General features: G+C 69.1%; 7 protein-coding genes. 3 read left to right on the top strand and 4 right to left on the bottom strand.

Annotation, left to right across the window (positions count from 1 at the left end):
- The 4 genes from AAF184_21790 to AAF184_21775 form a co-directional block, all read right to left on the bottom strand.
- Window positions 1-743: serine/threonine-protein kinase (locus AAF184_21790; protein MEO0424983.1), on the bottom strand; the 743-nt coding region annotated here is incomplete at its 3' end.
- A 249-nt stretch (window positions 744-992) separates the two neighbouring features.
- Window positions 993-3,989, bottom strand: a complete 2,997-nt coding sequence (locus AAF184_21785; protein ID MEO0424982.1) for a hypothetical protein — start codon at window positions 3,987-3,989, stop codon at window positions 993-995.
- 146 nt (window positions 3,990-4,135) lie between these two features.
- Window positions 4,136-5,347 carry a PQQ-dependent sugar dehydrogenase gene (locus AAF184_21780; protein ID MEO0424981.1) on the bottom strand — a complete coding sequence of 404 codons (1,212 nt, stop codon included), beginning with the start codon at window positions 5,345-5,347 and terminating at the stop codon, window positions 4,136-4,138.
- Between the two features lie 100 nt (window positions 5,348-5,447).
- Entirely contained in the window at window positions 5,448-6,395 is a 948-nt protein-coding gene (locus AAF184_21775) for a hypothetical protein (protein ID MEO0424980.1), read from the bottom strand.
- Window positions 6,396-6,595: 200 nt separating this feature from the next.
- Between AAF184_21775 and AAF184_21770 the strand changes: the two genes are divergently transcribed.
- The 3 genes from AAF184_21770 to AAF184_21760 form a co-directional block, all read left to right on the top strand.
- On the top strand, window positions 6,596-8,128 hold the full coding sequence (locus AAF184_21770; protein MEO0424979.1) for a hypothetical protein: 1,533 nt from the start codon (window positions 6,596-6,598) through the stop codon (window positions 8,126-8,128).
- Entirely contained in the window at window positions 8,129-10,996 is a 2,868-nt protein-coding gene (locus AAF184_21765; protein MEO0424978.1) for a hypothetical protein, read from the top strand.
- A 47-nt stretch (window positions 10,997-11,043) separates the two neighbouring features.
- Window positions 11,044-11,805 (top strand): hypothetical protein (locus tag AAF184_21760; protein MEO0424977.1); only part of this gene is annotated, 762 nt, incomplete at its 3' end.

Raw genomic sequence — 11,805 nt, 5'->3', positions numbered from 1 at the left:
GCGTAGTCCAGCGTGAGCTGGGCACCGAAGGCGCTGGTCAGCTCAGAGTCCGTCTCCTCGAGATTCTTGGCCACGCCGAAGTCGATCAACTTCGGCACGCCGTGCTCGGTCACCAGCACGTTGCTGGGTTTGATGTCGCGATGGATGATCAGTTTGCGATGGGAAGATCTGACCGCGTCGCTGACCTTCAACCACAAGCGAATCCGTTCGGTGACGCTCAGCTGTTGCCGATCGCAGTAGGCGCAGATCTCCTCGCCCTCCACATACTCCATGGCGAAGTAGTTGAGGCCGTCAGCGGACACGCCCACGTCGACGAAGGCCGCGATGTAAGGGTGGTGGAGCCGCGCGAGGGCTTGCTGCTCCACCAGGAAGCGCTGCTTGTTGGCCCGGGAGAAGCTCTGGTTGAGCAACTTGAGGGCCACACGCTGCAGCACGCCCTCGTGCTGGCGATGGGCGAGGTACACCGACCCCATGCCACCCCGGCCCAGCAGCTGTTCGATGGTGTAGTCACCGATCTGGGTGCCGGGCGGCGCCGTGATGCCGTGCATCAGCTGCGGCGGACGCTCCTCGTGCGGCGCGAGGCCTGACACGCGCCCAAGCAGATCCAGGGCGCGCGCCTTCACCTCGTCGGGGAGCGGTTGGGTCTCCAACCACTCGCGCTGGCTGATCGTGTCCTGCTCCAGCGCCTGCTCCACCGCGTGCAGGGCTTGCTTCTCTCGTTGTTCTGGAGTTTGCGCCGTCATGGTGTCGCGCTCAGATCAGTAGCCGGTGTGACCAGAGCATACCGGATCGATATCCGAGCCGACGCGGTCGCAGGTCGCGGGCAAGGGCTTCGTGAGCTCGGTAGCGTCGTCGGCTCGGAGGCCGTACGCTGGCACGGTTCCTCGCAACACAAGCGCTAGCGCCGAACGTACCCTGTTCGCCACTCAATAAGGAAAGGCGTGAGCACCACCCGGTGCCCACGCCTTCGATCCGCGAGACGGTTTGTCGACTTAGTCGGTCAGACGCGTCACCGTCGACGACACCTCCGTCTCCGCCTGCGGCACGGCCGAGCCCAGGCTGTGCACCGCCGGCGTCACCACGAAGGGCACCACCGGGTCGGCGAAGTCGCCACCGTCGAAGTCCGGCAGGCCTGAGGTGCGGAACACCAGCGGCTGCAGGTAGCGGGACGTCGCGTTGCTCACGCCGGCGGTGTAGTCGATGAGGCCTTCGCGGGGCAGCTTGGCCACGTAGAGCGCATCGTCACCGCCCGTGCCTAGGGGCACGAAGGAGCGCGAGGGGCCGGCCACCACGAGGCCGTCGTCCATCCAGGCCGCGGCGTGCAGCTCATCGCCGAGGCTGCCGTCGTAGGTGGTCATCCAGTTCACGCCGAGGCTCGGGTTCAAGTTCGCCACCCACATGGCGGTGTCGTCGCCGAGACCTGTGGAGCCCGCCACCACCACGCCACCGGGCACGGCCGTGACCGAGTGGGCGATGTCGTAGGGGGTGTTACCGCCGCTGGTGGGCGTCCAGCCGGGCATGGCGGCGTCGGAGGTGTTGTCGATGAACTCTTCCCACTCGTAGTCCTGAGCCAGCATCACGTTGGCGATGGCGCCGCCGTACTGAGGCTCGATGTTGACCACCCACAGGGCGGGGTAGAGATCGACCACCGTGCCGAGCAGGCCACCGGCGGCGATCAGGGTGCCGTTCTCGAGCTCCGTGACGCTCTCGAACTCCGACGCGGCCTTGGTGCCGAAGGCGGTGGCCCAGAGCAGGGCGCCGTGGGCATCGATCTTCATCGCCAGCGCGTTCTGCGAGCGCAGGGTGCCGACGTCGTGCTCCGTCTTGCCCACCATCACGAAGTTGCCATCGCTGGTGGCGGTGATCGCTTCGACCCAATCCGCGCCGGGGCTAACGTAGGTGTTGGCCCACACCACGTTGCCGGCGTGGTCGAGGCGGTAGGCGCAGGGGTCGCGGTTGGTGATCGGCCCGTCCGTCTCGCGGCCTACCATCAGGTACGCGGGATTGCCGAGGTCGTCCTCGAACACGGCCATGTCGTAGACGAAGCACTGGGTGGCGACGTCGTGGCTCACGTACCACTCGCGGTTGCCGTCGGCGTCGTGGCGAATCAGCCAGGAGTCGGTGAGGCCGTTGGCCGCGACCATCAGGCCACCGTCATCCAGTTCCACCACGCGCACCGGTTCGATACCGATCAGCTCCTTCTCCCAGGCGACGTCACCGCTCGCGGCCATCTTGGTCAGGAAGCCTGCAGTGGCGCGGTTGCCGGCGACCACCGTGCCGCCGTCGGCCAGGGTGGCGACGGTGCTGTGCTCCACGGCGCCCGTGCCGGGGCCGTTGGTGAGGGCCTGGGCCCAGCGCACGTTGGTGCCGGAGACAGGCGAGGTCGGGGACATGGCGTCGACCGGCGGGCGCACGCCCTTCAGGTTGCCGAGGCGCTGGGCGCTGAGCGGGGCTTCCCAGTTGGCGAGGTCGATGCCGAGCAGGGAGATCTGGAAGCCAGCGGCCGTCTCCAGGCCACCACCGAGCACCCACCAGGGATCGTTCACGGGGCTCACGAACAGATCGCCGAAGAGCGAGGCGCGCAGGTAGGGGCCGACCGCGCCATTGATGGTGAGGCCAGCGTCGAGGGCCGCCCACACCTTGGCGTTGGCCTGGATGTCGGAGGTGAGGCTGGGCGTCGCGAAGGTGATGGGCTCGGCCTCGGCGATGGGCTCGGCGTAGTACTGACCGTCGTTCCAGCCGATCTCCGTACCGATCTCCGTGGCCTGGGACACGGAGAACACGGTGCCGGCGGTGAGGTTGGCTTCCGCGCCGAGGTAGAGATCGAGGTCCGGGGTGATGGTGATGGGGAAGCCGCCGAGGAGCACCGTGTAGGCCGGCAGGGTCACGCCCCACAGGCGCTGCTCTTGCGCTGCTATGACGGCGTCGCTGGTGGCCTTCACCTGAGCGTTGATCACGTACCCGAAGGTCATGCGGGTGGCGATGCGATGCACTTCGCCGTCGCGCAGGCGCACTTCGAGGTTGATGCCGCTGGCGCGCAGGAGGATCTCTCCGCTCACGGAGAGCCCGGCGCCGAAGTCGACGTCGTTGAAGCGAATGGGCAGGGCTGCGTAGGTGCAGGCGACGGGCTCTTCGAGGCCGCCGTCGTCCGGCTCGTGGGTCTCGTCCACGCAGCCGTTCATGAGCGTTAGGTAGGTCTCTTCGCTGATCGTGCTCTCGATGCCCGGCGTGAAGTCGACGCCGGCGTCGATGGTTCCGCTACCCAACACGTCCAGGAGGTTCACCGGTGCCAGCTCCACCAGGGTGCTGTTGCCCGACTCGCGCACGTCCACCACCTCACCGGGCAGCAGCGACGGCGGGATCTCCACCACGTGGTAGCCGCCCGGGGTGATGTCCTCCATGAACACCATGCCCGGCGCCAGGCTCTCGAGGAGCGGCGTGGAGGCAGTGAACTCGAGCACCAGGTTGTCGCCGACGGGCTCGCCGAGGAGGAACACCAGGTCCGTGTCGCGGTCGACGAAGGCGACGGGCACGGAGAACTCGAGGGTGTCGTAGCCGTTCACCTGGAAGGGCACGGTTCCCGCACGCAGCTGCTGCACCAGGGCGCCGATGGCACCACGGGGCAGCTGCACCACGATGTCGTCGTTCGCGGCCGTGCGGCCGAAGGGCGGGATGGGACCGAAGTCGAGGCGATTGTCGATCACCTCGGCGTAGCCGGGGATGAAGTCGCTGGTGGCCACGGCGTTGGTCCAGTCGCCGGAGCCGAGGTTGGTGAGAGAAGCGGTGAGCGAGAGCTCGACGGTCTGCCCGTCGATGGGCGTCGCGCCCGTCACCCGCCAGTTGCTGAGCTGCAGCTCATCGCTCTCGTCGAGGGCGAGGGCCACGGGGCTCGTGACGACGCTCGCGAACAACGCCGCACACATCACCGTGGTGGCGGCGAAGGGGCGTGAGACGCGGGAAAAACCGGAGAAGAGGCGGGGCAGGCACATGGTCGTGATCCTTGTGTGAATGTGAATGTGCCCTGGTCTTCGCGCCCCCACGATGCAATCTGACAATCAAATGAAACTATGTTTTCTGACGGCGCTTCACCGGCGTCGGCGGCCCGCGCCTGGCGCCCGTGCGCAGCCCCGTTGGATCAGCGACCCTCGCCCGCCGGCACGATCCGGATGAGCTGCCCGTCGGGCGCCCCCGCGTATTGCATCGCCCCCTCCGCGCTGACCGTGAACAGCGTGTCCGTGAGGAGGTAGAGCGTGCCGCCGGGGCTCACCGCCACCTTGCGCGCGCGCACCCGATCCTCAGGGAACAGGGCCGTGGCGCCCACGATGCGCGCGCCGTCGAGGCGCAGGCGCCACAGGCTCCCCCGCGACAGACCAGGGACTAGCAGATCGCCCGTCCATTGGGGGAAGTCGCGGCCGTAGTAGAAGCTGAGGCCCGTGGGCGCGACCGTCGCCGGGAACGACCACGCAGGCGCGGTGAAGGTGCGCCCCTCCTCGTCGCCGAGCGGCGGCGGGGCGTAGTCGCGGTCGCGGTAGCCCCCCGCCGTGCGGATGGGCCACCCGTAGTTGGCGCCGCGCACGAGCAGATTGATCTCATCTCCCTGGCGCGAGCCGTGCTCGGAGAACCAGAGCGCACCCGTGCGGGGGTGGCGCGTGATGCCCTGCGCTGCCCGCAAGCCGACGGCGTAGAGCCCCGGCACCGCATCGGCACCGAAGTCAGGGTTGTCCTGCGGCGCGCTGCCATCGTCGTTCAGGCGCAGTACCTTGCCGCGCAGGTCGGTGAGGTCCTGCGCCACCGGGAGCGGCGGCTCGTCGGACTCGCGGAACACCCGCTCGCCCACGGTGATGTAGAGCTTGCCGTCCGGACCGAAGGCGAGACCTCCACCGTAGTGATGGTATTCATTAGGCGTGAAGGGCGTCGCCTCGAGGATGGCGCGTTCGTCGGCCAGGCCCGCAGCACCCAACTTGGCGCGCACAACCTTCAGTCCTCGCGTGTCTCCCTTGCGGGCTGCGTAGGAGAGGTAGAGGAGGCGGTTGTCGGCGAAGTTCGGGTGTAGGACCACATCGAACAGGCCGCTGTTGTCACCCGGGGTGCCCTCGGCGGCTTCCCGGACCCGGTCACTCGGCAGGCCTGTGATCGGTGCGGTCGTCCCCCGCTCCAGGTCGACGCGGAGCAGGTCGCCCTGCTTCTCGGTCACCAGCGCCTGGCGATCGTTCAGGAAGGCGATGCTCCAGGGGCTTGCGAGGCCGTCGACGACCACTTCCTTGGTCGGGGTTGGGGCGTTGTCAGCCGCCGCCGCGCCCATGGTCGCCGCCCAGGCGATGCACACCATCACCAGAGAATTCCTCATCCCAACGCCTCCGCTAACACCAAAGCGTCAGTTTAGCGAGTCGGCGGCTGGTCTCGGTCCCGCACGGCGCAGGCGTGGGTCGCTTCGTCGTATCGGCGACTCAGGGCAGGAGCACTTCGAAGGCGACGATCTGCGTCCCTGCGACTCCCTCGATGCCATTGTCGGTCAGGGTGTCGACGCCATCCCCGCCGTCGAACAGCACCTCGCCCTCGGCACTGACGCGCGTGCCACTGACCACGTCCTCGCCCGCACCGAAGCGCGCACTGAAGCTATCGAGGCCGGTGGTGTCGGTGATCGCCGCCACATCGTTGTCCGCGCCCGTGTCGATCTGCGCGGGGCCGCCGGCGGTGACGAATTCGAGGCGCACGGCGTCTACGCCGGCCTCGGTAGCAACGGTCAAGGCGCCGTCCACGAGGAGATTGCTGAGGGTCACGGCGTCGTCGCCGCTGAAGGTGCTCAAGGCCGCCGCACCGCCGACCGTCACCTCGCGCAGAGTGAACGCGTCAGCCTCGCTGGCGCCGGTGATGGTGGCGTCGCGGCCGACGCTGACGTCCGTCAGGTCCACCTCGAGCGCGCCGTCGCCGCCGATGATCTGAAGATCCGTCCCCACGCTGGCATCGGTGAGATCGACGGCATCATCCCCGGGGCCCCCATCGATGGTCAGGCCAAAGGTGACCTGCAGCGTCACGGGCGCCAGCGTGAACAGGACGTCGTTGCCCTCCCCCAACGCCACGTCGGCGAGATTGAGCGTGGTGAGCTGGCCGAGCCCCAGCCGGTCGGCACCGGCACCGAGCTCCGCCTGCAAGCGCCGCACGGTGCTCGGTAAGCGGACGACCCGCCGCCCGTTGATGGTGGTGCCGGCGAGGCCAAGGATGATCTCGTCACCGCTGCCTGAGGCATCCAGCAGCACTAGCGCGTTGCCGTCGCCATCGCCGTTCAAGGTGAGAACACCGCCGGCGTAGGTGGCCGTAACCTCGTTACCCAACAGGGGCAATGGGAGCGAGAAGAGGAGGCTGGCCGTGGCGGCCGCCCTGCTGAAGCCATTCATGATCTGTGTGGTCCTCCGTGACCTTACCCAACACCGCTTTGATCGGCGGAATTCACCTGACCGTCCATCGGGCCTCGCGGTCGTCTGCCTGCTGCAGCCCCTGAGGCCATAGAACCATAATCAGCGCTAGGGCTACTGATAGACTCAAGCCGTCGCGCTGGCCGGGCCGACGTGCGCTCAATCGCTCGAGGACATCACCAATGGATGGGTTCCTGCCGCTGATCGAGGCGTTCCTCGCCTTCGCCCTCACCATGCTCGGGCTCGCCACCGCGGTGGCAGCACTCACGGGCATCTGGCAGCGCACCTTCCGATGGCGCGCCGCAATACTACGCGAGTCGCTGGTCACACTGTACACGAGCAGGATCGCCCCGCTGCTCGACGGTGGCGCCGGCGACGACGCGACCAAGGAGGACGCCCTGGCGGAATTCATCGTCGAGATGACGATGCTGCCGGTGGCCTACCACGAGGCGTTGCCGAGGGCGAAGGACGAGGTGCGCGAAGCAACAGCCAGCGGCGACGCGGACACGCAGCTGCGCCCGCCCCTGGAGGCGGAGACAGGACTGCGCGCGCGACGCGTCGAGCGGGTGCGTCGCAGCCTCGGCGTGCCTCGAAGCCGCTTCCTCGTGATCCGCCAGGTCTTTCGCCTGGTCCGCGCCTGGCGCGGCTGGCTGGCCTCGCGCTACGCCGTGGAGAGCCTGCCCGAGCCCCAGTTCGCCCGTCGCTTCGCCGACTCGTCCGTCGGCAAAGCGGTGGCGCACACCGTCGGCCCGATGCGCTGGGACGCCTTCATGGGCAATCTAACCGAGAGCTACACCGCCATCGGCGCGGGCGCCACGGAGGAGTTCACCCGTCGCTGCCGCGTGTACACGGTGGCGACGTCCTTCGCTCTGGTCTTCGGCGTGAACGTCGACGCCTTCGACCTCCTCAACCGCTACCTCACCGACCCCGAGGTAAGAACACAGGTACTCGCCCAACAGGAGACGCTGCTCGCGGCAGCGCAGGAGGATTCATCGCCGACCGACTCCGGCGAGAGCACCGATAGCAGCTCACCATCACCTGCCACCCAACGAATGCAATCGGTGATCCAGGAGCTGCGCGACAACGCCCCCGAGGGCAGTGACCTGCGCGCCCTCGCCGATGAACTGGAGGACCTCCGTGGCGAGGCCACCGAAGAGTTCACCAAGGCCAGCGACGCCAGCCGCCTGGTCGCCAGCGAACTCGTCGACAACTTCCCCATCGGTTGGAATCGCTACCCCTACTGCGACGACGCCTACCTCACCGATCCGCGCTGCCTGAGGGTGGTCGCTCACGATGCGCGCAACCCGTCCGCGACCGGTGACGCTGGGGCGTCGGCGAGCACCGTCGAGGCCTCGCAATGGCAGGACTTCAGCACCAGCGTAGGCCGCACCTGGGCGGTCGATGCCGGGGGCATGGTGAAGTGGTTCCTCGGCGTGATCCTGGCGGGACTGATGGCAGGCCTCGGCGCGCCCTTCTGGGTGCGGGTGGTCAACCGCGTGCTCGAGGTGCGCAACGTGGTGAGCTCGCGCAGCGGCGCCGACGATGCCGAAGGCCGTGCGGGTGGATCCACCAACGCCAGCGCACCTCGACCCTCCGATTTGCTGCTCAGCACCGCCACCGTCCTCGACCCCGACGACGCCGCCGCGACCGCCCGTCGCGCCGCCGATGAAGCCCGGGGAAAACCGACGCGCGACACCCGCGCGGGGAGCCGATAGATGACCGTCTCGACCAACGTGGTGGCCGCCGCCCTCTCCGTGGCCCGCGGCCTCGTCCGCCTGACCGACCGCGTGGACAACCTACGCGCCGAGAGCGCGGCCCTGCAGGCGGATCTCGCCCTGCGCGACGCCGTGCTGCTGCTGCCACCGTCAGCACCGACCATGATCGGCGCCCTCCTCGCCCACCTGCGCGCCACCGAGGGCGTGCAGCCCGACCCCCTGGGCGATGACCGCGCGGCCCTGGACGCCCTGGTGCGCAATCCCGCCGCCAGCGAACCGGAGCTGCTCGCGGCGATGCAGACGCACCTACCGGATGCGATCACCTGGACCGTATCGGACCCCGACGGCAGCTTCCGCCAACGCCTGCACGCCAAGCGCAGCGCGTGGAACCTGGACGACGCCGACATCCTGCGTGCCGCCTACTTCTTAGAGCCTGGTCACGATGAGCGCCAGCGCTCCACGCCCTGGCGCATCGCCGTGGCCGTGGTGGAGGTGGCCGCGGAGCTCACCCTGGAGAACGCCGAACTCCTGCTCCACGACGCTGACCTTCGGCCCGTGATCGAGGCGACGCTCGTACGCTTCGCCGACCCCGACGGCGGCCTCGACGCGACGACCGGCCCGGGCCAGCTCCTGCGCCACGTGCTGCGTGCCACTCTGAACGGCGCCCTCGACCACACCGAACTGCTCGGCGAGCAGACCGAGGGGGGCTGGGTGCCGCGCCTGCTCTCCGTGCTGTCGGACCTGCGCGATCGCCAGGGCGAGGATTTCGTCGCCGGCCTCGTGCGCGGCGAGGGCTACCCTCAGCTTGTCGCATCGCTGCTCGATCGGCGCGTGAACCGCCTGAGCGACGACGACGCCAGCGCCTTCGAACAACTCGCCGCGGACGTGCTACGCAGTGCGGCCGACACGATCGGCGCCCAGGCCAGCTTCGAAGGCTTCCTGCAGGCCCACTGGAGCGGGTTACTCGAAGGCACCCTCGATGCGGTGCAGGCCAATGGCCCCGTGCTCCTGAGCGATGCACGCCCCGCCGCCCGCGTCACCCTGCTCGCCGCCATCGACTCCCTCGCCGCCCTCGACGGCCGTGAGGTGCTGCAAGTTTCCACCCTCACCGCGGCCGTGGAGACCGCCATCGCCGCCGTGGCAGCGGATCCGGTGCTGCTGCATGACGATGGCAAACGCTCCGCCTGGCTCAACGAGCTCCTGCGCTCGCTCGCCAGCCTCTCGGCCGACGCAGGCCTCGCCCGTGTGCTCACGCCCGGCGGCGTCCAGTCGCTCCTGCAGACCACCCTGGGCGCCCTCGCCCAGCATCCCACCCTCGCCGGGCGCGAGGATCGCTTCGTCTCCCTCGTCCTTACCCGCGTGTTAGGTGAGCTTTCGGCAGCGCCGTCCCTCGGCCGGGACGTCCTCGCGCAGGCCGCGGTGGAAGGCGTGCTCGGCACCATGGCCCAGCAACCCGCCCTGCTCGGCACCGACTACCCCGTGCTGATCGGACGCCTCGCCGCCACCCTCGCCGACGCCCTCCAGGACGGCAAGCTCAGTCGCGACGACAGTCGCGCGCTGCTGCTGGTGGCCGTGGAACGCGCCGCCGAACAGGGCACGGCGCTCAGCGGTCAGCACACGGACGTGGTCAACGCCTCCCTGCAGGCGCTGCTGAGCGCGTTGCGCCTGCCCGAGACCCGTCTCCTCGACAGCGCGACCCTGCGCCGCGTCGCCGGCGCCGCCCTCGACAGCGTGCTGTCCCGCCCTGATCTCTTCGCCAACCAACCCACCCTACTCGCCGCCGCCGGCGAGGCGATCGTCGAGCAGGTGCTCGGTCGCGACCTGCAACGCCCCAACCTGCGCTCCCTCGCCGGTGCCGCCGTGGAACGCGTGCTCGTGACCTTCGCCGCGCGCCCGGAGCTGCTGGCCCGCGGTCACTACGGACCGATCATCGCGGCGGCCGCCGGCGCCTTGGGCACGGCGATGGAGGACTTCTCCCTCTCCCTGGACGAAGCGCGGGCCATCCTCGATGAGCTGATGACCCTCGCCCTCGAGACGCCCTGGCACTTCGCCGACGACGACGCCAGCACCCTGGCCCAGGCATTGGGCGCCTTCCTACGCGCCTTACTCGCGGAGCACCGCTCCCTGGTCAGCCGCGAGACCCTGGTGGATGCCGTCCGTGCGGCGCTTGCCGTGGTCATCGCGGACCCCGAGCTGTTCCGCCGCCAGCCCCAGCTCCTGGCCGACGGCGCCCGCGCCATCCTCGCCGAAGTCCTGATCGACACGCGCCGCGTCCCGGCCTTCGCCGAGCTCGCGAACGCCGGCGTGCTCGCCATGCTCGAGGCCGTGCAGGAAGCCCCGAATCTCTTGGGCACGCAACACCCGCGCATCGTCGCTACCCTCGCGGGCGGCGTCGCCGAGGCGCGCGCCGCCCGCCAACTCACCCAGGGCCAGGCGCGCAGCCTATTGATCGCGCTAACCTTCGCCTTGCGCGATGACGTGGCGGTCTTCGCCGACCGCGAGTCCTTGGCGAGCAAGCTCCTGGCTCGCCTGCTGGATCGCCTGGTGACCGCGCCGGCCGATCAGCTGCGCTTCAGCGGCGAGACCCTGGTCGAGCTGATCGAGGCCCTGATGAGCGTGGTCGCCGCTCACGGCGTGGCGCTCATCGGCGCCGACCCCCTAGACGCCTTTCTCGAACGCCTGGATGCGGCCCTCGAGGCCGCCGTGCGCGAGGTCACTCCCCTGGTCGGGCGCCTGCTGGAGCTGCGCGAGGCCGCCGTGCTGGTCGCCCGGGTGGTGCGACGCTGGGCCCAGGGCGGCGTACGCACCTTCGACAACCCCGACTTCGCGCGCCTGGTGAACGAACTCGCCCAGGAACTGGCCCAGTAGTCACGCGAGACACGCAGCGGCGCGCCGCGCGCGCCAAGGAAATCGACATGTCCTACGGAACAACCCCTCTCGTGCGCCTGGTGGGCGCATGCCTCATCGCCTGCAGCCTCGCCGGCTGCGTGACCACCGAGCAGGTGGAAGCCATCGTCGAGAGTTCGAACGCCGCCGTCATCAGCCTGGTGGAGAGCTCCAACGACTCCTTGGACACGCTCATCGCCAATGCCGATCGCGAGGCCATCGACGCCGTTAGCACCGACGCCACCTTACTGCCCGAAGGCAACGCGGGCGACGACGCCTGGCTGCAGAGCGTCGAGCGCATCGACCGCTTCATCGCCGACCACCCGCAGGCGCAGGTGGTGAACAACACCCTGCGCGTGCGCCAGGCCTCGATCCTGATGATGGCCAAGCAGTTGAATCTGGCCGCCGCCGTGTTCGATGAGGTGAATCCCGACATCGCGCTGAATCCGCGCGATCGCGCCGTGTACGACGCGCGCGAGCCGCTGCTGTTCTGGTACAGCCTCTCCGGATCACTGGAGCGTAGTCAGGCGAACGCGATTCCAGCGCACCTCGACACCTTGGCGGCGGTCGCCGATGGGCTGCCAGTGGATCTGGCAGCCCGCCGTTACCTGGAGCAGGTACGCGTGCGCATGGCCCTGCGCCTGGGGCGCTCGATCACGCGCGCGCAGCCGCTGGTCGATCTGTTGGAGGGCCCGCTGGCCCGCTACGACGGTACCTTCGACGACGCGCGGGATACGGTGTTGGCCTGGCATACGGACAGCCTCGACGGCCCAGCGGCCGTGAGTCAGCTG

Source organism: Pseudomonadota bacterium (assembly GCA_039815145.1).
GTDB lineage: Bacteria > Pseudomonadota > Gammaproteobacteria > Steroidobacterales > JBCBZW01 > JBCBZW01.
This window is presented reverse-complemented; position numbering and strand designations above follow the sequence as displayed.